Below are 23107 nucleotides of genomic sequence, written 5' to 3' on the forward strand. Positions count from 1 at the left end.
GCCCGCTTTCCGGCGCGCCGTGTGACCGGTCGCGCGGCCCGTCCGGTGAGGATGACCGTTCCCCGTTTCAAGGAATCCCGCCATGTTTGAGCGCCTGATCCGCTTTGCGATTGCGCACCGCTGGCTCGTGATGCTGGCGATCGCGGCCGTGGCCGCGCTGGGCGTCTTCAGCTACCAGAAGCTGCCGATCGACGCGGTGCCCGACATCACGAACGTGCAGGTCCAGATCAACACGGCCGTGCCCGGTTATTCGCCGCTCGAGGCCGAGCAGCGGATCACCTACCCGATCGAGACCGTGATGGCCGGGCTGCCGGGCCTCGAGCAGACGCGCTCGATCTCGCGCTACGGGCTGTCGCAGGTCACCGTGATCTTCAAGGACGGCACCGACATCTACTTCGCGCGGCAGCTCGTCAACGAGCGCATCCAGGAAGCGAAGGACAAGCTGCCGCCCGGCATCGCGCCCGCGATGGGCCCGACGTCGACGGGCCTCGGCGAAATCTACCTGTGGACCGTCGAAGCAGACGCGGCCGCGCGCAAGCCCGACGGCACGCGCTATACGGCGGCCGACCTGCGCGAGTTGCAGGACTGGGTCGTGCGGCCGCAGCTCAGGAACGTGCGCGGCGTGACCGAGGTCAACTCGATCGGCGGCTACGTGAAGGAATACCGTGTCGCGCCGAACCCGGCCAAGCTGATGTCGTACGGGCTGACGCTCGCCGACGTCGTGCGCGCGCTCGAACGCAACAACGACAACGTCGGCGCCGGCTACATCGAGAAGCGCGGCGAGCAGTATCTCGTGCGCGTGCCGGGCCAGGCGCGCACCGTCGACGACATCGCGAACATCGTGCTGACCAACGTCGGCGGCGTGCCGGTGCGGATGAAGGACGTCGGGCTGGTCGATATCGGCCGCGAACTGCGCACCGGCGCCGCGACGTCGAACGGCGAGGAGGTCGTGCTCGGCACGGTCTTCATGCTGATGGGCGAGAACAGCCGGACGGTCTCGAAGGCCGTCGCGGCAAAGATGGAAGACGTGAACCGCACGCTGCCGTCCGGCGTGAAGGCGATTCCCGTGTACGACCGCACGGTGCTCGTCGAGAAAGCCGTCGCGACGGTGAAGAAGAACCTGCTCGAAGGCGCGATCCTCGTGATCGCCGTGCTGTTCCTGTTCCTCGGCAACATCCGCGCGGCGCTGATCACCGCGCTCGTGATTCCGCTGTCGATGCTGATGACCTTCACCGGCATGGTCAACGCGAAGGTGAGCGCGAACCTGATGAGCCTCGGCGCGCTCGACTTCGGGATCATCGTCGACGGCGCGGTGGTGATCGTCGAGAACTGCGTGCGGCGGCTCGCGCATGCGCAGGCGGCGGCCGGGCGGCCGCTCACGCGCGACGAGCGCTTTGCCGAAGTGTTCGGCGCGTCGCAGGAAGCGCGCCGTGCGCTGATCTTCGGGCAACTGATCATCATGGTCGTGTACCTGCCGATCTTTGCGCTGACCGGTGTCGAAGGCAAGATGTTCCACCCGATGGCCATCACCGTCGTGATGGCGCTCGCGGCCGCGATGGTGCTGACCGTCACGTTCATTCCGGCGGCCGTCGCGCTGTTCATCGGCGAGCGAGTCGAGGAGAAGGAGAACCGGCTGATGGGCTGGGCGCGACGCGCGTACGAACCGGTACTCGCCGCGTTCATGACGCGCCCGGTGCGCGTGATGCTCGGCGCGGGCGCGATCGTGCTCGTCACGCTCGGGCTCGCCACGCGGCTCGGCAGCGAGTTCATCCCGAGTCTCAACGAAGGCGACCTGGCCGTCGCTGCGCTGCGGATTCCCGGCACGAGCCTGTCGCAGTCGGTCGAGATGCAGAAGTCGATCGAGAAGACGCTGAAGGCGCGTTTCCCCGAAATCGAGCGCGTGTTTGCGCGCACGGGCACGGCCGAGATCGCGGCCGACCCGATGCCGCCGAACCTGTCGGACGGCTACATCATGCTGAAGCCGACGGACCAGTGGCCCGACCCGAAGAAGCCGCGCGACCAGCTCGTGCGCGAGATCGAGGAAGCGCTCGCCGAGCTGCCGGGAAATGCATACGAGTTCTCGCAGCCGATCCAGCTGCGCTTCAACGAGCTGATCTCGGGCGTGCGCAGCGACGTCGCCGTGAAGATCTTCGGCGACGACATGGCCGTGTTGAACCAGACCGGCGAGCAGATCGCGGCCGCGCTGCAGAAGGTGCCGGGCGCATCGGAGGTGAAGGTCGAGCAGACGACCGGGCTGCCGGTGCTCACGGTCAACCTCGACCGCGACAAGCTCGCGCGCTACGGTGTGAGCGTCGCCGACCTGCAGGACACGGTGGCCGCGGCCGTCGGCGGGCAGAAGGCCGGCACGCTGTTCCAGGGCGACCGCCGCTTCGACATCGTCGTGCGGCTGCCCGACGAGCTGCGCTCGGACATCGACGCGATCAAGCGGCTGCCGATCGCGCTGCCCGCGCCGGCCGCCGGCGCCAGCGCGCCGCTCGCGGCGGCGCCGTACGTGCCGCTCGCCGAGCTCGCAACGATCGACGTCGCGCCGGGCCCGAACCAGATCAGCCGCGAGGACGGCAAGCGGCGCGTGGTCGTCAGCGCGAACGTGCGCGGTCGCGACGTCGGCTCGTTCGTCGCCGATGCGCGCGAGCGGTTGCAGCAGGACGTGCGCGTGCCGGCCGGCTACTGGGTGTCGTGGGGCGGGCAGTTCGAGCAGTTGCAAAGCGCGAGCGAGCGCCTGAAGCTCGTCGTGCCGCTCGCGTTGTTCATGGTGTTCGTGCTGCTGTTCGTGATGTTCAACAACGTGAAGGACGGCCTGCTCGTGTTCACCGGCATTCCGTTCGCGCTGAGCGGCGGCGTCGTGTCGCTGTGGCTGCGCGGGATACCGCTGTCGATCACGGCGGCGGTCGGCTTCATCGCGCTGTCCGGCGTCGCCGTGCTCAACGGTCTCGTGATGATCTCGTTCATCCGCAACCTGCGCGACGAAGGGACGCCGCTCGACGCCGCCGTGCGCGAAGGCGCGCTCACGCGGCTGCGGCCGGTGCTGATGACCGCGCTGGTCGCGTCGCTCGGTTTCCTGCCGATGGCGTTCGCGACCGGCACCGGCGCCGAGGTGCAGCGCCCGCTTGCGACGGTCGTGATCGGCGGTATCCTGTCGTCCACGGCGCTGACGCTGCTGGTGCTGCCCGTGCTGTACCGCGTCAGCCATGCGGTGTCGTGGCGCGCCGCGCTTTGGGGCATCGGCGGCGGCTTCGGCATGGGCGTGCTGCGCCGGCTGGGTTTCTTCAAGGGTAATGCGTAATGCGAATTCTGATTGTCGAGGATGAACCGAAGACGGGTGCTTATCTGCGCAAGGGCCTGACCGAGGCCGGTTATGTCGTCGACTGGGTCGAGGACGGCATCACGGGCCAGCACCAGGCCGAGACCGAGGAATACGACCTGCTCGTGCTCGACGTGATGCTGCCGGGGCAGGACGGCTGGACGCTGCTGCAGAACCTGCGGCGCAGCAAGTCGACGCCCGTGCTGTTCCTCACCGCGCGCGACGACGTCGGCGATCGCGTAAAGGGACTCGAGCTCGGCGCCGACGACTATCTCGCGAAGCCGTTCGATTTCGTCGAGCTGACCGCGCGCATCAAGTCGATCCTGCGGCGCGGCCAGCCGCGCGATTCGAACACGCTGCGCGTGGCCGATCTCGAACTCGACCTGACGCGCCGCAAGGCCACGCGGCAGGGCGACACGATCCTGTTGACCGCGAAGGAATTCGCGCTGCTGTGGCTGCTGATGCGTCGCGAGGGCGAGATCCTGCCGCGTGCGACGATCGCCTCGCAGGTGTGGGACATGAACTTCAACAGCGACACGAACGTCGTCGATTCGGCGATCCGGCGGCTGCGCTCGAAGATCGACGACGCATACGAACCGAAGCTGATCCACACCGTGCGCGGGATGGGCTACGTGCTCGAAGCGCGCGGCGGCGCGGCCGCATGATCGCGCGCCTGCTGCCGCGCACGCTGCGCGGACGCCTGACCGCGCTGATCATCCTGTCGACGTCGGTGATCCTCGCGTCGAGCGGCGTCGCGCTCTACGAGGCGCTGAGCAACCGCGTCGAAACGACGGCGGCCGAGCAGATGGCCGGCATTTCCGCCGCACTGGGCACGCATCTGGCCGAAGCGCGCACGACGGCCGACGTCGCGCGCAACACCGACATCTGGATCGACCAGCTGCACGGCCATCCGAACATGGATCTCGCGATCTACGATGCGTCGGGCACGCGCCTCGTCGGCACGCCAGGATTCCGCCCGTACGCGACGCTGCTGTCGCTGGACGCGGGGCGCGTGCCGGTCGGCGTCGCGCCGCCCGGCGCGCGGCATCAGTACCTGGTGACGACCGTGCCGCTCGCGGGCATGGGCGCACCGGCGGTGCGCGTCGCGGTGCAGTACGACCGCAGCGCCGACGTGCTGCTGTTGCGTACGCATGCTTATACGATCGTCGTGATCGAGGTGTTCGGCGTGGTGCTCGCGGCCGCGATCGCGTATGGCATCGCGGCGCTGGGCTTGAGCCCGCTGCGGCGTTTCGCGGCGCGCGCCGAGCAGATGTCGTCGAGCCGGCTCGCGCATCCGCTGCCGGAACTCGATACGTCGGGCGAGCTGAAGGAACTCGAGCACGCATTCAACGGGATGCTCGCGAGGCTGAGCGAATCGTTCACGCGGCTGAGCCAGTTCTCGTCGAATCTCGCGCACGACATGCGCACGCCGCTCACGAACCTGCAAGCAGCCGCGCAGGTCGTGCTGTCGCAGCCGCGCAGCGCGGATGAATATCGCAACGTGATCGAGTCGAGCATCGACGAGTATCAGCGGCTGTCGCGGATGATCGAGGACATGCTGTTTCTCGCGCGTTCGGAACAGGCCGGCACGTCGATCAGCGTGCGGCGCCTGAATGCGGCGGAAGAGGCCGGGCGTGTCGCCGGCTACTACGAGTCGCTTGCGGAGGATGCGGGCGTATCGGTGAAGGTCGACGGCCATGCGTGGGTCGATGCGGATCTCACGCTGTATCAGCGCGCGTTGAGCAACCTGCTGTCCAATGCGCTCGCCTACGCGCCGCGCGGCAGCGTCGTGGCGATCGATTGCGTGGAGCAAGGTGGGGCGACGACGATCGCCGTGTCGGACACGGGGCCTGGCATTGCCGCGGAGCATGTCGGGCGGATCTTCGAGCGCTTCTATCGTGTCGATCCGTCGCGGCACAATTCGGCGTCGGGGACGGGGCTCGGCCTCGCGATCGTCCGGTCGATCATGGACAACCACGGCGGCGAATGCGGCGTCGACAGCGATCCCGGCCGGCGCACGACGTTCTGGCTGCGCTTTCCGCGACGGCCGGCCGCCATCGGCACCTGACATCGCGGTCGGGCACGCCCGCGCGTTCGCCGCCAGGCGTTTGCGCGCGGCACGTTGCCCGTTGTCATGCGACCGAGCGGCATCAACGCGTCGCCAGGTTGTCGTGGTTATCGGCCTGCGGTGCCTTCTCGCCGCCATGCGCCGAAATCCCGTGAAGCTCCTTGTTGCGCGCGACCATCTCGGCGGTCGGCGGGTACTGCGTCTTGCTCGTCGGCACGATGCCGTCGTGCTGCGCCTGCTTCAGTTCGTTGACGACCTGCGCGCGGGTCTTGCCCTGCGTTTGCGTCTGCGCGAATGCGGCCTGCGTGGCCAGGCCGATCGACAGCGTGGCGGTGACGAACAGTGCTGCGAGTTTTGCGGTCTTCATTGAATGCTCTCCTTGACTCGATCAGGGCCGCCGGGTGGCGAACCATGGACCCAGTATGCGAAAGCAGCCGTGCGCCACCGTGATCGGGAGATGAAAAAAACGTCAGATTGCGAAAGGCGGCGGCGCGCCTTGCGTGCTGAGCGGCATGACGCAATCGTCATGTTCGCGTCATGGGTGCGATGAGCGGGAAGCGGAACATGAAGTCTGTCGATGGCTCGCGCGGCCGACGGCATTCGCGCCGTTCGCGACAGCAGCATCGAAAGCGGGCGGTCCTGTTCAGGTTTTCATTCCGGACCGAGAAGTGCATCATCCCGCTCTCCGTTTATCGTTGATCGCAGTCCTGATCGTCCCGTTGCTCGCGGGCTGCGCATCGCCACGTTCCGACACCGGCACGGCCGCGTCGGCCGCCGCACGCAAGCCGGTGCCGGCCGACCTCATACCCGGCGAGCAGATCGACTATGCCGGGCACCGCTGCGGCAATCCGAACCTGTACGTGAAGACGCATCCGTGCCTGTTTCCGCAACGCAATCCAGCGCCGTGATCGTCTGCCTCGCGATCAAAAAAAGGCCCGGTACTCGATGAGTCCGGGCCTAACGCGTGATCGTGCCGTACGACAGCGATCCGCTGCGTGGATTGGAACAGGCATGGCCCGTTACCGTTCCGATCGTAGCGAAACGACGCATCGTGAGCCTGATCGGAACATGAAATTTTTGTCATGCAAGCGCGAGTGTGCCGCCGTCGCGATCGGAACCGGTGGCGCAACCCGAGATTGACGATGCGTTGCGTGCGCGTGCCGCCGTAGCCATAGGAGTCGATCGACGCCTGCGTCGGTTGCGTGCCGCCGTCGAGCGTGCGCTGTTCCCCGTTCGAGCGTTACCACGCGCCGACCGCATAGCGATCGGTGCGCTTCGACAGCAATCAATGACGAATTTGATTCGCACTGCGACGCAGCGAATGCGTGAACCATGACGAAACCGTCATGCCGGGATCACGATGCCGCACCGCCGCCGGATCAAAGTGAAGGCTCCTGTCACGGATTTCCAGCAAGGAGCGAACGCCATGAACATTCCGCGGCCGATGATCGCCATGACCGTTGCCGCGCTGTCGATCGCGGCCTTCTCGCAGGCCTTTGCAGCGCAAGCGAAGACCCGGCAGGAAGTGCGTCGGGAACTGGTGCGCGCGCGGCACGACGGCGTGATCCCGAGCCCGAATCACGACTATCCGGCGAGCCCGGCGGCCGTCGCGCGCAATCAGGAAATCCATCGCTCGACGGTTCACCGGGGCGAGAAGGCACCGACAGTCGATGCGCACGACAACCGCTTCGCGGTGCGTTGAGCGTTCATCCACGGCCGGCTGCGGCGACGCGGTTCGGCCGGTTCCACCTCTGAAAGGGAGCGCGCCATGCGCACTATCGCAACAGGAATCGTGCTGGCTGTCTGTTTGATGTCGACGGCCGCGATGGCGGCCGGCTGGCCGGAACGTGCGCTGTCGCATGCATCGGCGCATGACGCCGGCCGCCGCACGAACGAGCGGATGCGCTGCGAGTTCGCGGCCGTGCGGTCGGGCGAGTGGAGCGCGACGTTCACGCGCGGGCAATGCGAGATCGACAACGGCCGGCTGACGTTCGTGCCAGCTGATGCGGGCGGCGAGGTTAAGGTCGCGGAGAAGCGGATCGTGCTGGGCGATGTCCGTACCGCGTCGTATCAGTCGCGCAAGTTGAAGGAACAGCTGCAACTGACGATACGCGACGAAGTGATCGCGCTGAACGTGCTGACCGACGACGGCAGCCGCAAATCTCGCGAGCATGCGATCGACCTGTGGGCCGCGCTGCGCAACGAGGGCGTCGCGCCTGTGAACGGCACACGCATCGTCGACACGTATCCGGCGGGCGCGACGACCTGGTAGCCGGCGCGCCCGTTCCGGTCAAAGCTGCGCGAGCGCCTGGTCGAGATCGGCGAGCAGGTCGTCGATATGCTCGATGCCGATCGACAGCCGCACCGTTTCCTCCTTCACGCCGGCCTTCGCGAGCTCGGCCGGCGACAGTTGCCGGTGCGTCGTCGATGCCGGGTGCGTCGCGAGCGACTTCGTATCGCCGATGTTGACGAGCCGGGTGAACAGCTTCAACGCGTCCTGGAACTTCGCGCCGCCGTCGCGGCCGCCCTTCACGCCGAACGTCAGGATGCCCGGCGCGCGGCCCGACAGGTAGCGTGCGACGAGCGGGTGGTCGGGATGATCGGGCAGTCCCGCGTAGTTCACCCATTCGACCTGCTCGTGGCGCGCGAGATGCTGCGCGATCTTCAGTGCGTTGTCGCTGATCCGCTCGACGCGCAGCGCGAGCGTTTCGATGCCCTGCAGGATCTGGAATGCGTTGAACGGCGAGATCGCCGCGCCCATGTTGCGCAGCGGTACCACGCGCGCGCGGCCGATATAGGCGGCCGGCCCGAACGCTTCCGTATAGACGACGCCGTGATAGCTGACGTCCGGTTCGTTCAGCCGCTTGAAGCGGTCCGCGTGCTCGGCCCACGGGAACTTGCCCGAATCGACGATCGCGCCGCCGAGGCTCGTGCCGTGCCCGCCGAGATATTTCGTCAGCGAGTGCACGACGATGTCCGCACCGTGCTCGAACGGGCGCAACAGGTACGGCGACGGCACCGTGTTGTCGACGATCAGCGGGATTCCGTGGCGATGCGCGACTTCCGCGAGCGCGGCGATGTCGGTGACGTTGCCGAGCGGGTTGCCGACCGATTCCGCAAAGATCGCCTTCGTGCGTGCGTCGATCAGCGGCTCGAACGACGCGGGGTCGCGCGGATCCGCGAAGCGCGTCGTGATCCCGTATTGCGGCAGCGTATGCGCGAACAGGTTGTAGGTGCCGCCGTACAGCGAACTCGCGGACACGATGTTGTCGCCGGCCTCGGCGATCGTCTGGATCGCATACGTGACGGCGGATTGCCCCGACGCGAGCGCAAGCGCGCCGATGCCGCCCTCGAGCGCGGCGATCCGCTTCTCGAGCACATCCGTCGTCGGGTTCATGATTCGCGTATAGATGTTGCCCTGGACCTTCAGGTCGAACAGGTCGGCGCCGTGCTGCGTGTCGTCGAATGCGTACGCAACGGTCTGGTAGATCGGTACGGCGACCGCGCGCGTGGTCGGGTCGGGACGATAACCGCCGTGCACGGCGATGGTTTCGAGGCGCCAGTTCGAAGAGGCCTGATCGGTCATGGGTGCTCCGTCTGTTGTTGTGAAGTTCGAGAGGTACGGCCGTCCGGCGATTATAGGAGCACGTGTGCCGCTGTCCTTAGAACGAATGGTTTGTTGCTTATGGGGATGCCGCGCATAGAATGCCTTTTCCGCAGACAGGAGGCGCGCGATGGATCAGGACCAGTGGAATCAGGTAGATGCGTATTTTTCCGCGACGCTCGTGCCGTCCGACGATGCGCTCGATGCCGCGCTGGTGGCCAGCAATGCGGCCGGGCTGCCCGCGATCAACGTCGCGCCGAACCAGGGCAAGCTGCTGCAACTGCTCGCGACGATACGCGGCGCGCGGCGCATCCTCGAGGTCGGCACGCTCGGCGGCTACAGCACGATCTGGCTCGCGCGCGCGTTGCCGCCGGGCGGTACGCTCGTGACGCTCGAACTGAACCCCGAGCATGCGAAGGTCGCGACGCGGAACATCGCGCGCGCCGGGTTCGCAGAGGTCGTGTCGGTGATCGTCGGCAACGCGAAGGACAGCCTCGCGCGGCTCGTCGATGCGGGTGACGCGCCGTTCGATTTCATCTTCATCGATGCGGACAAGGACAACAACCCGGTCTATCTGGACGCGGCGCTGAAGCTGTCGCGGCCCGGTACGGTGATCGTCGTCGACAACGTCGTGCGCGGCGGGCGCGTGGCCGATCCGGACAATCGCGAGCCCGATGTGGTCGGCGTGCGGGAAGGCTTCGCGCGTCTCGCGGCCGAGCCGAAGCTCACGACGACGGCCGTGCAGACGGTCGGGCAGAAGGGCTGGGACGGGTTCTCGATTTCGATCGTCGGCGAGTGACGGGATGGCGGTGCGCTAGTTCGTGTCGGGATTCTTGTCGCTGCACTGGTCGGGATCGTCGCGCAGCACGATGCGGCGGATGCGGCCGTTGTCGTAGAACGGCACGTCGGGGCAGAACTTCATGCCGGCGCGGGTTTGCGTGCGTTTCCACGCGACCTTCTCGGTGCGCACGAGCGTCGGCGCGTGGCCGGGCGTGCCCGGCTTCCAGATGTCGATATATACACGCGTCATGGACGGCGAATCGCTCGCGTCGCAGCCTTTCGGGTCGCCCAGCGTTGAACGCAGCCCGGTGTCGGTTTGCTCGATGCGCTGCGGAAACTCGATATACCCGTCGCCGTAACCGGGCATGACGTAGCAATAGCGGCGCGTGTTCCCGTCGAGCACGGGCAGCATGTAGCTGCTGGCCGAGTCGACCTCCTTCACGTCGTTGCTCTGCCAGCGGTAGGTCGTCACGCCGTGCTCGCAGCAACTCGCGCGCCAGCTTGTCCAGACGATCCGGTGCACGGGGTCGAAGTCCGGCGACGTGATTGCCTGTAGTCCTTTCGGCGCATCGACGAAGCGGCGCGTCGTCGGGTTGAAGATCCATGTCTGGTACGGAATGTTCGGACTGGCACCCATCGCTTGCGCGAGCATCAGGTCGGGCCAGCCGTCGAAGTTCACGTCGGCGAATTCAGGCGTGAACACGCTGCAGGTGCCTTGCGAATCGGTCGGCAGCGTTTGCACGAGGCGGCCGTGATCGTAAAGGCGGATCGCGCTGACGTGCGGCACGTCGTTACACGAACCACTGTCGTCGGGCAACTTGTCCGCGACGAGGTGGATGTCGTAAGGGAACGGCCGGCCGTCGCGTTTCGGTGCGAGCGAGACGGGCAGCGTGCGCTTGCCGTCAGGCGAGGTCCACGTGCCGGCAACGGTGCCGTCGGGCGACCCGACGTGCCACGTGCCCGTCACGCGGTCAGCATTCGTCTTCGCACCGTTGTCGCGTTCCGACAGCGTCGTGCCGTGCGAATCGAACGACCCCTTTAGCGCGAGCCGATAGCGTTTGTCGGCCGCGCAGGGCGCATAGCAATACCAGCCGGACATTGCATCGGCGACGCGCGAAAGCGAGACTTCGACGTGCCGGTTGCCGATCGTGCCGATCCAGTTGCGCGACCAGAACGGGAATTCGACTGGGTCGTCGGCGTTCGCTGCACGGGCAGGCAGACACGCGAATGTGGTGACGGCGATCAGCGCGAACGAAAGCGCGAAACGCCAGCCGCGCGATGTGTCGATTGACGGGAGATGCATGGGTCGGTCCTCGGTTTGTTATGGTTTTTTTGGCGTGCATCGGCACGCCACGCGCGTCAGCGGTTTCCCGACGCATCGGCCCGGCGATACAGGCGCGGCCATTGATCCTGCAACAGGCCGTTGCAGGTGCCGTGCATCGCGATGTCGGCGAGCAGGAAGCGCCGGCCGTCGAAGATCCACGACGCGGTCGAGCCGCAATCGCCGGCATTGCGCAAGCGGACCTTGCTCGACAGCATCGCGCTGGCGGGATCGTAGCCGGCGTCGGTCAGTTCGTTCGCGAACGACGCGGAATCGAGGCCCGCATTCGCGTTCTCGCCGAAGTTCATCGCCGTCGGTGCATATGGCGCCGACCGTCGCACGCGGTACCAAAGGTCGGTGTGGTTATACAGGCTGCTGGTCTGGCACGGTATCGCGACGAGTGCCTCGTCGGCCGAGATCGCCACGGCGCGTGACGCCTTCCTGCGGTCGCCGGCCGACATTTCGTCTTCGACATCGGCCGCGCATTGCTTCGCGTCGGTGCCGAACTTCGCGAGCACGGCATCGACGAGCGGGCGCTGTTCGGCGGCCGACAGGCCGGCGACGGGCGGCGCCGGAACGACGGCGGGCGGTAATGCCGGCGCGGCCGGCACCGACGAAGCGGGCCGGTTGCCGGGGCGCAGCAGCGCCGTGACCGTGCCGACGCGGCCCTGCGTGTCGTCGATCAGCAGCAGCGCGGCATTCAATCCCGACAGCGGCGTGCGCGGCGTTTGCGCCGACGCCGGATCGCCGAAGCTCAGCAGTTGCGCATTGCGCGACGCGGCGAGCCATGCGGCAACCGTTGCCGGATCGCTCGTCCGGATTCGGAACGGGTGCGGGTCGTCACTGTCCGGCTTGTCGCCGAACGCATGCCATTGGGCCGGCATCGCATCGAACGGGCGACCATCGGTGCGTGCCGTGCGCAGATCCAATGGCGCCGACGCGAAGATGTCGAGCGACGGTTGCGCGTCGGGGCCGGCATCGCGCGTCACGCGCAGGATCAGGCTGGTGCGTGCATTGTCGATATCGTCGGCGTGGCTTTCGGCAATGCAGCGGTTGCCGTTGTCGCAGACGACCGACCAGCTCTTGAAGTCGCGCTCGACCGGCGGCCGCGCGAGCGGGCGTGCCTGTGCGGCGAGCGGAGAAGCGGCGAGGAGGGCGGCGAGGGCAAGCGAAAGGCGGTGCGACATGACGGTTCGTATCGGCAGTGAACGGGCGGGCGGAAGACGTCGGACTGCAAGCGCATCGTCAGAAAGCGGTGCACGTCGCGTGCGGCGGCGCATGACGCGGCGCGCTTTGCAGAACGGGATCAAGTATACCGCCGCAACGGATGGCGTTCGGCGCGACGACGCGTAGTGTGCGGGCACGCACGTTGCTCGCCGGCAGCGGGCGGGTGCGTGCAGACGTGGAAACGGCGCGATGCCCGCAGGCATCGCGCCGTTCGTCTTTCATCGACCGTCGAGTACGTCGCGCAGGAACGTATCGAGCATCGCCACGTCGCCCCACGGCCGCTTGTATTCGCGATCGTGTTCGGCATCGGCGAGCATCGTCTCGACGAGCGCGTGGATCGCGGGCCGCACTATCCTTTCACGCACACCACCTGGCGCAGCGTGTGCACCACTTCCACGAGGCTGCGCTGGGCCGCCATCACCGCGTCGATGTCCTTGTAGGCCATCGGGATTTCGTCGACGACACCCGCGTCCTTCCGGCATTCGACGCCTTGCGTCGCCTTCGCCTGGTCGTCGGCCGTGAAGCGGCGCTTCGCTTCGGTGCGGCTCATCGTTCGTCCCGCGCCGTGGCTGCACGAGCAGAAGCTTTCCGGGTTGCCGAGCCCGCGCACGATGAAGCTCTTCGCGCCCATCGAACCCGGAATGATCCCGAGTTGCCCCTTCTGCGCGGACACCGCGCCCTTGCGCGTCACGAGCACGTCTTCGCCGAAGTGGCGTTCGCGCTGCACGTAGTTGTGGTGGCAGTTCACCGCGTGCTCGTCGACCGCGAACGGCTTGCCGATCACGCCGCGCGCCGCGCCGATCACCGCGTCCATCATCGCCTGCCGGTTACGCCGCGCGTAGTCCTGAGCCCAGCCGACCGCTTCGACGTAATCGTCGAAGTGCCGGCTGCCCTCGGTGAAATACGCGAGGTTGCGGTCCGGCAGGTTCGCGATGTGCTGGCGCATGTCGGCCTGCGCGAGTTCGATGAACAGGCTGCCGATCGCGTTGCCGACGCCGCGCGAACCGCTGTGCAGCATGAACCACACGTGGTCCGCTTCGTCGACGCACACTTCGATGAAGTGGTTGCCGGTGCCGAGCGTGCCGAGATGCGCGTAGTGGTTCGTCTTTTCCAGCTTCGGATACTTGTCGACGATCCGCTGGAAACCCGGCAGCAGCGATTTCCACGATTCGGTCACGGCGGCCGGCGTGCGATCGCCCCACGCGCCCGGATCGCGGCGGCCCGGCGCGCGGCCGTGCGGCACCGCGCGTTCGATCGCGCTTCGCAGCCCGGCGAGCGAGTCCGGTAGGTCGGACGCCGTCAGCGTCGTGCGCGCGGCCATCATCCCGCAGCCGATGTCGACGCCGACCGCGGCCGGAATGATCGCGCCCTTCGTCGGAATCACGCTGCCGATCGTCGAGCCCTTGCCGAGGTGCACGTCCGGCATCACCGCGACGTGGCGGAAGATGAACGGCATCTGCGCGGTGTTGCGCAGTTGCGCGCGCGCTTCGTCCTCGACGGCGACGCCTTGCGTCCACATCTTCACCGGCTTGCCGTTCGCCAGTTCCATCAACTGATAATCCATGTCGGCCATTTGCTTCACCTGATTCGTTCATTCGTGCGGCGCGGCATACCAGGGCATGACGCTTCCACATATTCTTGTCCTTTTCTTCGATGGCCGCTGGGTGACGCGCATCGTGCGGATCGCGGCGTTACCGCGTGCTCGACGTGTGCCGCGTGTCGGCGAGCCTGTCGGAAGCCGGGCGCACGCTGTTCGCGGTGTCGCGGCAGAGCAAGAAGCAGCCGAACGATGCGGATCGGCTGCGCAAGTACCTCGCGCGGTTCGGGCTGGATTGGGAGGGGGTGCGGCAGGCGCTCGAAATGGCGCGGTGAGCGCGGCGGCGTGGATGCCGCACGGCCCCGCAAGCACGCGGGCGGGTTCGGTCACGCCGCTGCTGCCTCCCGGAACGGCGCGATGAACGCCCAAGCCGGCTGCGCCGCCGCCACATCCGCCAGCCCGCGCGCGAACGCCTGCACCGGCAGCCACGGATACCCGAACGCCGCGTGCAGCGCATCGAGTTTCACCGACTGCGGGTCGTTGATCGTATCCATCCGCGCGATATGAATGTGCAGCGCGGCAACCCGCGCAACGCCTTCGCCATCGCACGCGAACTGCCAGCGATACGTGCCGTGCCCGATCCGCAACGCGCCGTTGTCCTTCTGCCGCATCACGACGAGCCACGGCATTCCGCTTTCGCCATGTTCGTCGACGGCCGGTTCCGTGCAGACGTAATAGGTCCGGCACCGCTCGAACCGCTCGCCGAATTCCTCGACCAGCGTGCGCGCAATGGCCGCCGCGCCCGTCACGCGCGGCGGAAAGTCGATGTCGTCGTTCGCGAGCGAAAAGCTCAGATCGGCATCGGCCGCGAAACAGTCGGCGATCAGCGCGGGCCGGTTCAGGTCCTTCGCGCGCAGATAGCATTCGAGCAGCGCGCGAACCTGCGCGGGATGAAGCGGGGAGGGCATGGTCGAGTCTCCAGTAGCGGGTTATCGGGCCGCATGCTCCGGCATGCGTATGCGGTGGATGCACTGCCCGTTTCGGGCTGATGTAATCGAACACGCACTCACACGCGGCAGATCGCGATGATCTCCGCGCTGGTCGCGTCGTCGAACGGCGCGCGTTGCCAGTCGCCGTACCAGTCGGCCGACGAGAATCCGGCGGCCTCCACGCGTGCACGCAGTTCGGGCTGCGCGATGAAGCGCAGCCGGCTCGTGTTCTTCAGCAACATGTCGTCGCGGTGGAAACGGTAGTACGTGTCGAACGTCACGATCGCGTTGTCTACCGCGCGCACCGCATGATGAAGATCGATGACGCCGGATTCGTGCGATTCGACGCTATGTGCCGAATGCTCAGGCGTCCATGCACGCCACGGCTCGACGCGCGGGTTGCGGGTCTCGAACAGGAAGCAACCGCCGTCGGCGAGCACGCGTCGCACGCCGCGCAACGTTGCGTCGATGTCGTCGTCGGTCAGCAGGCACTGGAATGCGTGGCCGGTCATCACGACCGCATCGAACGGCGCGCCCGGCGGCAGATGGCCGAGATCGCAGGCGATCCAGCGTACCGCGTCGGCGCCCGGCTGGCGTCGTGCGTATTCGATCATCGCCGGCGCGGGATCGATCGCGACGACGTCGTGCCCGGCCGCCGCGAGCCGGCGCGCGAACGTGCCGGTGCCGCAGCCGAGATCGAGGATGCGTTGCCGAGCGGCGCCGATCACGGATGCGTAGAACGCGAAGTCGCGATCGCCCGCATTGAACAGGTCGTAGACCGCGACGAGGCGCGGGTCGGTGTAGAGGGCTTCGCCGGCGGGCGACGCGCGGGACGTCATGCGGCCGCGTGCATCAGCGCTGCTGCACTGCCACGCGCAGCCCGAGCGCGATGAAGATCGAGCCGATGATCTTCCCCTGCCAGCGCGTGAGCCACGTGAGCCGCTTCACGATGCGGCCGAGCGGGCGGATCGAGCACGCGATCAGCGTCGTATAAAGCGAGCTGAGCACGACGAAGATCAGCCCGAGCACCGCGAACTGCACGAACGTCGAGCCGCGTTCCGGATGCACGAACTGCGGCATGAACGCGAGGAAGAACAGCGCGGTCTTCGGATTCAGCACTTCGGCGGGAATCGCCTGCAGGTACGCGTTGAGCGGCGTGACGGGCGGCACCGCCGGCAGCGACGGGTCGGACGGTCTGTCGAGCAGCGCGCGCACGCCGAGATAGATCAGGTATGCGGCGCCGATCAGCTTCACGACGTTGAATGCGAGTGCCGACGTCATCAGCAGCGCGGACAGCCCGACCGCCGCGAACAGCGTATGCACGAAGTCGCCGCTCGCGACGCCGAGGCCGGTCAGGATGCCGGTCTTGCGGCCGCCCTGCACGGTGCGGCTCAGCACGAGCAGCACGGCGGGGCCGGGGATCAGGAACAGGCCCAGAACGACGGCCGTGAAGGTGGTCAGCGTGGTCAGGTCGAACATGGCGGCTCCGGCAGGTTGGCGCAGCGGCGGGGGATCGGCGCATTGTATTCGGTTCGGCGCGCGGCCGCAGACGCAGCCCGCGACCGCCCGGCTGCGCCGCTGCCTTTCTGGTATAAGCACGAAACGACGCGCGGGCACGGCGTCCGCTTCCTCCACTGCCTACCGTTTCATGCGCAAGCTTCCACCGACCACCGATCCCGCCGCGGACGCCGACGTCTACCACGTGCCGCGTCCGCTCGTCGTGTTCGGCGGCTCGGTCGTCGAGCCCGAGTGGCGGCTGGAGCGGCACAGCCATCGCCAGGCGCAGTTGCTCTACACGCTGAGCGGCGTCATCTATTGCGAGATCGACGGCGGCGTATGGAGCGCACCGCCGCAATGCACCGTGTGGATTCCGGGCGACGTCCCGCATGCGGCGCGCGGCTCGGCCGGCGCGACCTTCTATGCGGTGCTGGTCGAACCCGATGCCGCGCTGGATTTGCCCGCGCACTGCTGCACGCTGTCGATGTCGCCGCTGCTGCGCGAACTGCTGCTGAAGGCGGCGAGCTTCCCGAACCTGTACGACGTCGACGGTCCGCAAGGGCGGCTGATGGCGACGCTGCTCGACGAACTCGTCGCGGCGCCGGTCGAGGACCTGTACCTGCCGATGCCGACCGACCGCCGGCTGCGCAAGCTGATCGACCATCTGCTCGACGATCCGGCCGACAAGTCGTCGCTGCCCGAACTCGCGCGGTGCGCGGGCATCAGCGAGCGCAGCCTGACGCGGCTCGCGACGAAGGAGCTCGGGATGAGCCTCGGCGACTGGCGCCGGCGGCTGCACGTCGCGCTGTCGCTGCGGATGCTGACGACCGGCCGCCGCGTGCATCAGATCGCGATCGATCTCGGCTACGAGAGCGCGAGCAGCTTCGTGACGATGTTCCGCAAGGCGACCGGCAAGTCGCCGACGCAATTCCTGACCGACCGGCAACGCTGAACGGCCGCTGCGCGCACGTTTGGCCGGAATGAAAAAGCAGTTGGCCGGGATGAAAAATGACGCGGTCGGCCTCGATCCATAAAATGAGAATCGTTCTCATCTGGAGGTCGACATGCAGATCGTCACGACTGAATTTCCGTTTGTCTGGTTGCGTTACAGCGGTTCGACGCACACCGACCCCGCCCACCTGCTTGCCGAACTCGATGCGTTGCTGGCGCGCCGCGAACGCTTCGTTTTTCTGACCGACGACGCGCCGTCCGGCGACGACCGCGGCGCCGGCGATCACGAACTGCGCAAGCAACTCGCGAAGTGGAGCAAGGCCAACCGCGCGCAGTCGCGCGAATGGATCCCCGCGATGATCGCGATCGAGCCTGACGCGCTGCGGCGCGCGGCGCTCGACGCGTTCTCGGGCGCGTTCGAGAAAGTCTGGGGCTATCCGCTGAACGCGGCGGCGACCCGCGACGACGCGCTCGCGCTGGCGCAACGGCTGCTCGACGAACCGGCGCGCGGCGCCGCGGCTGCGAACGGCTGAACCGGCTGAACCGGCTGAACCGGCCGCCGCGCCGGCGGCGCGGCTTTCCTCGACTCGACATGCATGCACGGCGCACGAATGCGCGCCGCGGCATGCTGCAACCACGCAGGGGTGTCCGGTGGACAATCCGATCCGCGCGATGCGCATCTTCACGCGCATCGTCGAAATGAACAGCTTTACGCGCGCCGCGCAGGCGCTCGGCATTTCGCGCGCGACCGCGACGCGGACCGTGCAGGAGCTCGAAGCGGCGCTCGGCATGCCGCTGCTGGTGCGCACGACGCGCGCGCTGCGTGCGACGCCCGAAGGCGACGCGTATTACCGGCGCTGCCTGCGCATCACGGCTGACGTCGACGAGCTCGAGGCCAGCATCCGCGGCGCCGCGCTGCATCCGAGCGGGCCGCTGCGCGTCGAATTGCCGGGATCGGTGGCGGGCGCGATCGTGCTGCCGGCGCTCGGCGAATTTCATGCGAGGCATCCCGATCTCGTGCTGATGCTCGGCGTGTCCGGGCGCGCGGCCGACATGGTCGGCGACGCGGTCGACTGCAGCATCCGGCTTGGGGCGCTACCCGATTCGTCGCTCGTCGCGCGACGGCTCGGCATGCTCGAGCGCGTGACGTGCGCGAGCCCTGCCTATCTCGACCGCCACGGCGTCCCGCGCACGCTCGACGATCTCGCCGCGCATCGCGCGGTATGCGGAACGTCCGCTTCCGGTCAGCGCACGGCCGAACTCGATTTCACGGTGGATGGTGCGGTGCGCAAGGTTCGGCTCGACGGCATCGTCAGCGTGGACGACGAGCACGCGTACCTCGCGTGCGGCGTGCACGGCCTCGGGCTGCTCCAGCCGCCGCGTGTCGTCGCGCAGCCGCTGATCGACGCAGGACGATTGCGGGAAGTGCTGCCGCGATGGCGGCCCGATGCGGTCGCCGTGTCGGCCGTCTACGTGAAGCGTCCGCATGTGTCGCCCGGCGTGCGTGCGTTCGTCGACTGGATCGCCGAGCGGTTTGCGCAGGACCGGGAAGGCGTGGTCGTCGCGGGAGCCATGGCGCGACAGCAGGCGCCGGAAGCCGTCGAGATGAACGATCGCGAGGGCAGTCAGGTGGCGATGGCGTGAACGAGGGGCGCTGAACGAGGGGCGGTCAATCGTTCGCGAGATGGAACGCGCCGGCCATGCGCTCCTGCTCGCGGGCGGGCAGCGCGAGTCGCGTCGCAAGCGTTCTCCATTGGCTGACGATGCCGCGGAAGTCGTCGATGATCTCGTCGGCGTCCTGCAGCTTGAGCCGAAAGTATTCGCATACCTCGCGGGCAAGTTCGAGGTTCAGTGCGTTGTCGGCTTCCGTAATGTTGAGCTTGAGGCCATCGGCGACGGCGACAGGATTCATGTCGTAGGCCGCCGAGAGTCGCCAGCCCGCACCCGGCACCAGTATGAATCCATGATTGCGGAGATGATCGTCGGTGTTCGAGACCAGGAGGTTGAAGACGATTCGGGCCCATAGCTCGCGCAAGTCGGCATTCGGTTGTGCGCCGTGCCGCATGAGGACTTCGGCCAATTCCAGGTAGCTGACGCCTGTCGACGCATCGTCGCCGTCGACGTGGCCGGTCATGGTCATTGCCGACGCGAAATGCAGACGCCGGCCCTCGGCTGTCCGATCGAAACGCCGAACCAGGAAGCAGTGATGGTCGCTGGCGAATTTTCGTGCCTCGGCGTGGGCGACGTTCAGGCCGCAACCCACCGCCAGCGCATTGACGACCATTTCCCAGCCACCCACGTCGTAGTCGTCCCGTGCGCTCGGAAACTTCGCGATATAGAGACGGCCTTGTTCGTCGGCGACGCTTGCCTTGGGTCTTGCGCCACCGAGCGAGCCGCCGGGGGCGATGAGCATCGCTAGCCAGTCGCGGCCGTCCGGGGCGGTATTGTCGACGTCTTCCTCCAGCGCACGACTCGCGTGTTCCAGTTCGCGAATCTCTGCAAACGGCGGTGCCGCGAGATCATGACGATCGTCGAGAAATTCTCCTGCGTCGTCGAGCCGGTAGCGCAACGCACCGACGCGATAAAGGTCGTGAACGCCGAGCAGGTAGTCCGATTCGTGGAGTCGGGTGCCTTTCGGTCTCAGGCCGGCACGAATGTCTCGCTCCAGCCTGCGATCCATCAGCATGCGGCCCCACCGATCGGGGCTGGAATCGGCGAAGGCGCCGAACGCGTCCCGCGGCGGGGCCGGATATTGGGGGCCTTCGAAGAGACCGATTGCCGGATCGATCTGCACGTTTGCGAACTCGGGAGCCGCCAGTGCAGCAGAGGCGTACTGGAACTCGAACCGCTCGCTCGCCCGCGTCTTGCGGCTGTGCAGGAGTCCGAGCTTTCGCGGTTCAGGCAAGCTGTCCCAATCTGCGTAGACACCGATCGTCGTCATTTCCCGCGATGCTCCCCATGCCGTTTTCTTGCCGGTTTCAGCAAGGCGACAAGATCGGCTGCCGTCGTGCCGCGGGTATCGCCGGGTTCGGTGGGTTCGGATGCCGCCGTGTCTGCTCCGGCCGCGTTCGTAGTGGAGGGAGCGCTTGCGCGCAAGCGCCGACCAGGCGTGGGCGACGTAGCGGAGGAGAGCGGCGGCGCGGTTCGTCGGGCGGATCGTGGTTTGACGAGGCGGGCGTCCTGAAGCTGGCGGCCGAATTCGTCCGTGGCGGCCAGCTTTTCCAGATCGTTCTGGAGCCCCAGCACCTGCATGACGGACAGATAGGCGCCGATGGTGACGCCCGATCCGCCGGCCTCCAGCGAACGAAGCGTCATCGGCGACATGCCGGCGCGTTCCGCAACCTGCTTGGCCGTCAGTTTCCGGCGCAGGCGCGCAAGCTTCAGCCGCTCGCCGAATTCGGCGAGCAGTTGATTCGATACTGGCAGGAGCGGAGCCGTCTTTTGTGCCATAAGGCTAATATTTCAGTGTTTTTCTAACGAGGATGCCAAAATATTAGCACAATCGATGCGACGTGCGAGCGCCTTCGAGGCTGGATCGATATGCATGGATGTAAATATTTTGGTGATTTGTCGATGAATTGGCCAAAATAATTGGCTTTTTTTCATCCATTTCATGAGCGCGGAGCAGTCGTGCGCCGCATTCCGATTCCTACACCGTCCTCAACCGCCCCAATTCGTCCGCCAGAAAATCGACGAACGCACGAATCCGCGCGGACATCTGGTGACGCTGCGCGTACACCGCATAGATATCCGCGCTCGGCGTTTCGTAGTCGGGCAGCACGACGACGAGGCGGCCGTCGGCGAGATAGTCGCGGAGGTCCCATTCCGCGCGCATCAGAATGCCGTGCCCGTCGAGCGCCCACTTCACGGCGATCTCGCCGTCGTTCGTCGTCAGGTTGCCGTTGATCCGCACGGCTTCCGTGCGGCGTGCCGCGCCGCGTCCGCTCGTCAGGCGCCACACGCCATAGCCCTCGTCACCTTGCCGAATGCCGATGCAGTTGTGCCGTGTCAGGTCGTGCGGCGTGCCGGGCGTGCCGTGCCGCGCGAGATACGCGGGCGCCGCGCACAGCAGCCGGCGGTTCGGCGCGAGCCGCCGCGCGACGACGCGCGTGTCGGGCGGCTCGCCGAAGCGGATGCACACGTCGAACGCGTCGTCGGTGAGCGGCGGCGGCATCACAGACAGTTGCAACTGCACCGACACCTCCGGATAACGCGCGACGAAGCGCGAGATCGCGGGCCCGACGTGGCTGCGCCCGAAGCCGAGCGTCGCGTTCACGCGCAGCAGCCCCTTCGGGCGCTGCTTCGCGCTGCCGAGCAGCTCGCCCAGTTCGTCCATCTGGTCGAGGATCCGGCGCGCGTAGTCGAGATACACGTCGCCTTCGGGCGTCAGCATCATCCGCCGCGTCGTGCGGTTGACGAGCGTCACGCCCGCGCGCCGCTCCATCTGCGTGAGCCGCTTGCTGACGGCCGCCGCGGTCAGCCCGAGTTCGCGCGCGGCCGAGCTCAGGCTGCCCGACGCGGCCAGCGTCGAAAAGAAGCCGAGATCGGCCGGCTGGACGGTATCCGCCATGACGGGATTCGTGAATCGAAGTTAAAGATGCTTTGATTCTAGCGCCGGTTCCTGCACTCCTGGTTCGGTAAAGTGCGTTCACGCTCACGATCAATCGAGGATGTCCGCATGAAGACCTACCGTATCGCAACGATTCCCGGCGACGGCATCGGCAAGGAAGTGGTGCCGGCCGGCAAGCAGGTGCTGGAAGCGCTGGCCCGCGGCAGCGACCGCTTCGCGTTCGAGTTCGAGGATTTCGACTGGGGCGCCGATTACTACCGCCTGCATGGCGCGATGATGCCGGCCGACGGCCTCGACGCGCTGCGCGGCAAGGACGCGATCCTGTTCGGCTCGGCGGGCGACCCCGACGTGCCCGACCACGTGACGCTGTGGGGGCTGCGCCTGAAGATCTGCCAAGGCTTCGACCAGTACGCGAACGTGCGCCCGACGCGCATCCTGCCCGGCATCGACGCGCCGCTGAAGCGCTGCGGGCCGGACGACCTGAACTGGGTCATCGTCCGCGAGAACTCCGAAGGCGAATACGCGGGCGTCGGCGGCCGCGTGCACCAGGGCCATCCGATCGAAGCCGCGACCGACGTGTCGATCCTCACGCGCGCCGGCGTCGAACGCATCATGCGCTTCGCGTTCCGGCTCGCGCAGTCGCGCCCGCGCAAGCTGCTGACCGTGATCACGAAGAGCAACGCGCAGCGGCACGCAATGGTGATGTGGGACGAGATCGCGAAGCAGATCGCGCAGGAATTCCCCGACGTCACGTGGGACAAGGAGCTCGTCGACGCGGCGACCGCGCGCATGGTCAACCGGCCGGCGTCGCTCGACACGATCGTCGCGACCAACCTGCACGCGGACATCCTCAGCGATCTCGCCGCCGCGCTCGCCGGCAGCCTCGGCATCGCGCCGACCGGCAACATCGATCCCGAACGCCGTTATCCGTCGATGTTCGAGCCGATCCACGGCTCCGCGTTCGACATCATGGGCCAGGGGCTCGCGAATCCGGTCGGCACGTTCTGGTCGGTCGTGATGCTGCTCGAGCATCTCGGCGAGGCGGAAGCCGCGGCGCGCGTGATGCAGGCGATCGAGGCCGTGACGGCCGACCCGTCGCTGCATACGCGCGACCTCGGCGGCAGAGCGACGACCGCGCAGGTGACGGCGGCTGTCTGCGAGCGCGTCGCGAACGCGGCGGTCGCGGCCTGACGATCGGGGCGGCGCTGCGTATGCGCAGCCGGTAGCCGGCCGCCATCCGT

At 67.2% G+C, this 23107-nt stretch carries 22 protein-coding genes and 3 pseudogenes; 12 read left to right on the plus strand and 13 right to left on the minus strand.

What is annotated here, in order from left to right; all coding sequences use genetic code 11:
* Positions 1-82 precede the first annotated feature (82 nt).
* Genes KVT39_RS10635 through KVT39_RS10645 form a run of 3 tightly spaced genes read left to right on the plus strand, consistent with a single transcriptional unit; the run spans position 83 to position 5390 of the window.
* Positions 83-3304: an efflux RND transporter permease subunit gene (locus KVT39_RS10635; RefSeq protein ID WP_217588933.1), complete on the plus strand. Its 3222-nt coding sequence runs from the start codon at positions 83-85 to the stop codon at positions 3302-3304.
* Positions 3304-3987: a heavy metal response regulator transcription factor IrlR gene (gene irlR / locus KVT39_RS10640; RefSeq protein WP_006490455.1), complete on the plus strand. Its 684-nt coding sequence runs from the start codon at positions 3304-3306 to the stop codon at positions 3985-3987. Before KVT39_RS10635 ends, irlR begins: the two co-directional genes overlap by 1 nt.
* The gene (locus KVT39_RS10645) at positions 3984-5390 is read left to right on the plus strand and encodes a heavy metal sensor histidine kinase (protein ID WP_175746530.1); all 1407 of its coding nucleotides are present in this window, start codon (positions 3984-3986) and stop codon (positions 5388-5390) included. Before irlR ends, KVT39_RS10645 begins: the two co-directional genes overlap by 4 nt.
* Before the next feature lie 82 nt (positions 5391-5472).
* Here the strand turns inward: KVT39_RS10645 and KVT39_RS10650 are convergent, their stop codons facing one another.
* Positions 5473-5757, minus strand: a complete 285-nt coding sequence (locus KVT39_RS10650) for a DUF4148 domain-containing protein (RefSeq protein WP_217588934.1) — start codon at positions 5755-5757, stop codon at positions 5473-5475.
* A 133-nt stretch (positions 5758-5890) separates the two neighbouring features.
* On the opposite strand from KVT39_RS10650, the gene KVT39_RS37940 reads away from it, so the two are divergent.
* On the plus strand, positions 5891-6298 hold the full coding sequence (locus KVT39_RS37940) for a hypothetical protein (RefSeq protein ID WP_368858911.1): 408 nt from the start codon (positions 5891-5893) through the stop codon (positions 6296-6298).
* 206 nt (positions 6299-6504) lie between these two features.
* On the opposite strand, the pseudogene KVT39_RS38455 reads toward KVT39_RS37940, so the two are convergent.
* A pseudogene (locus KVT39_RS38455) lies at positions 6505-6672 on the minus strand (porin); the annotation flags it as partial.
* A gap of 144 nt (positions 6673-6816) precedes the next feature.
* Between KVT39_RS38455 and KVT39_RS10660 the strand changes: the two are divergent.
* Positions 6817-7092 (plus strand): DUF4148 domain-containing protein, encoded by a 276-nt coding sequence (locus KVT39_RS10660; protein ID WP_034182121.1) that lies wholly within the window; start codon positions 6817-6819, stop codon positions 7090-7092.
* A 66-nt stretch (positions 7093-7158) separates the two neighbouring features.
* Positions 7159-7662 carry a hypothetical protein gene (locus KVT39_RS10665; protein ID WP_217588935.1) on the plus strand — a complete coding sequence of 168 codons (504 nt, stop codon included), beginning with the start codon at positions 7159-7161 and terminating at the stop codon, positions 7660-7662.
* Positions 7663-7680: 18 nt separating this feature from the next.
* On the opposite strand, the gene KVT39_RS10670 is transcribed toward KVT39_RS10665, so the two are convergent.
* Positions 7681-8976: an O-acetylhomoserine aminocarboxypropyltransferase/cysteine synthase family protein gene (locus tag KVT39_RS10670; protein WP_034182123.1), complete on the minus strand. Its 1296-nt coding sequence runs from the start codon at positions 8974-8976 to the stop codon at positions 7681-7683.
* Between the two features lie 148 nt (positions 8977-9124).
* On the opposite strand from KVT39_RS10670, the gene KVT39_RS10675 reads away from it, so the two are divergent.
* Positions 9125-9793, plus strand: a complete 669-nt coding sequence (locus KVT39_RS10675; RefSeq protein WP_217588936.1) for an O-methyltransferase — start codon at positions 9125-9127, stop codon at positions 9791-9793.
* Between the two features lie 15 nt (positions 9794-9808).
* Here KVT39_RS10675 and KVT39_RS10680 read toward each other — a convergent pair whose 3' ends face one another.
* From KVT39_RS10680 to KVT39_RS10695, 4 genes and pseudogenes are all read right to left on the minus strand, one after another.
* Complete coding sequence (locus tag KVT39_RS10680; RefSeq protein ID WP_217588938.1) at positions 9809-11077, minus strand: nitrite reductase; 1269 nt, start codon at positions 11075-11077, stop codon at positions 9809-9811.
* Positions 11078-11133: 56 nt separating this feature from the next.
* Positions 11134-12282, minus strand: a complete 1149-nt coding sequence (locus KVT39_RS10685; RefSeq protein WP_217588940.1) for a DUF1176 domain-containing protein — start codon at positions 12280-12282, stop codon at positions 11134-11136.
* Between the two features lie 258 nt (positions 12283-12540).
* Positions 12541-12669 (minus strand): annotated as a pseudogene (locus tag KVT39_RS38460) (nucleotidyltransferase); the annotation flags it as partial.
* 2 nt (positions 12670-12671) lie between these two features.
* Positions 12672-13895 (minus strand): RtcB family protein, encoded by a 1224-nt coding sequence (locus KVT39_RS10695; RefSeq protein WP_034182126.1) that lies wholly within the window; start codon positions 13893-13895, stop codon positions 12672-12674.
* 122 nt (positions 13896-14017) lie between these two features.
* Between KVT39_RS10695 and KVT39_RS10700 the strand changes: the two are divergent.
* A pseudogene (locus KVT39_RS10700) lies at positions 14018-14194 on the plus strand (sigma 54-dependent transcriptional regulator); the annotation flags it as partial.
* A 51-nt stretch (positions 14195-14245) separates the two neighbouring features.
* Here the strand turns inward: KVT39_RS10700 and KVT39_RS10705 are convergent.
* From KVT39_RS10705 to KVT39_RS10715, 3 genes are all read right to left on the minus strand, one after another.
* Positions 14246-14827: a nuclear transport factor 2 family protein gene (locus KVT39_RS10705; RefSeq protein WP_217588942.1), complete on the minus strand. Its 582-nt coding sequence runs from the start codon at positions 14825-14827 to the stop codon at positions 14246-14248.
* A gap of 98 nt (positions 14828-14925) precedes the next feature.
* Positions 14926-15687 (minus strand): bifunctional 2-polyprenyl-6-hydroxyphenol methylase/3-demethylubiquinol 3-O-methyltransferase UbiG, encoded by a 762-nt coding sequence (locus KVT39_RS10710; RefSeq protein WP_217588943.1) that lies wholly within the window; start codon positions 15685-15687, stop codon positions 14926-14928.
* A 13-nt stretch (positions 15688-15700) separates the two neighbouring features.
* Entirely contained in the window at positions 15701-16327 is a 627-nt protein-coding gene (locus KVT39_RS10715) for a LysE family translocator (protein ID WP_217588944.1), read from the minus strand.
* A 169-nt stretch (positions 16328-16496) separates the two neighbouring features.
* Between KVT39_RS10715 and KVT39_RS10720 the strand changes: the two genes are divergently transcribed.
* The 3 genes from KVT39_RS10720 to KVT39_RS10730 all read left to right on the plus strand — a co-directional run bounded on the left by KVT39_RS10720 (position 16497) and on the right by KVT39_RS10730 (position 18940).
* Entirely contained in the window at positions 16497-17297 is an 801-nt protein-coding gene (locus KVT39_RS10720) for a helix-turn-helix domain-containing protein (protein WP_034182130.1), read from the plus strand.
* A 112-nt stretch (positions 17298-17409) separates the two neighbouring features.
* Positions 17410-17829, plus strand: a complete 420-nt coding sequence (locus KVT39_RS10725; RefSeq protein ID WP_034182131.1) for an ATP--cob(I)alamin adenosyltransferase — start codon at positions 17410-17412, stop codon at positions 17827-17829.
* 118 nt (positions 17830-17947) lie between these two features.
* Positions 17948-18940: a LysR family transcriptional regulator gene (locus KVT39_RS10730; protein ID WP_034182132.1), complete on the plus strand. Its 993-nt coding sequence runs from the start codon at positions 17948-17950 to the stop codon at positions 18938-18940.
* A gap of 25 nt (positions 18941-18965) precedes the next feature.
* On the opposite strand, the gene KVT39_RS10735 is transcribed toward KVT39_RS10730, so the two are convergent.
* The 3 genes from KVT39_RS10735 to KVT39_RS10745 form a co-directional block, all read right to left on the minus strand.
* The gene (locus tag KVT39_RS10735; protein WP_217588945.1) at positions 18966-20237 is read right to left on the minus strand and encodes a type II toxin-antitoxin system HipA family toxin; all 1272 of its coding nucleotides are present in this window, start codon (positions 20235-20237) and stop codon (positions 18966-18968) included.
* Positions 20234-20746 (minus strand): helix-turn-helix domain-containing protein, encoded by a 513-nt coding sequence (locus KVT39_RS10740; protein ID WP_105389670.1) that lies wholly within the window; start codon positions 20744-20746, stop codon positions 20234-20236. The genes KVT39_RS10735 and KVT39_RS10740 overlap by 4 nt, the downstream gene beginning before the upstream one ends.
* A gap of 199 nt (positions 20747-20945) precedes the next feature.
* Positions 20946-21866: a LysR substrate-binding domain-containing protein gene (locus KVT39_RS10745; protein ID WP_217588946.1), complete on the minus strand. Its 921-nt coding sequence runs from the start codon at positions 21864-21866 to the stop codon at positions 20946-20948.
* A gap of 108 nt (positions 21867-21974) precedes the next feature.
* Here KVT39_RS10745 and KVT39_RS10750 point away from each other — a divergent pair, with 108 nt between their 5' ends.
* A complete protein-coding gene (locus KVT39_RS10750; protein WP_131947107.1) occupies positions 21975-23057 on the plus strand; it encodes a tartrate dehydrogenase in 1083 nt (360 codons plus the stop codon).
* Positions 23058-23107: the final 50 nt, after the last annotated feature.

This window comes from Burkholderia sp. GbtcB21 (assembly GCF_019091065.1).
Classification (GTDB): Bacteria; Pseudomonadota; Gammaproteobacteria; order Burkholderiales; family Burkholderiaceae; genus Burkholderia; species Burkholderia pyrrocinia_C.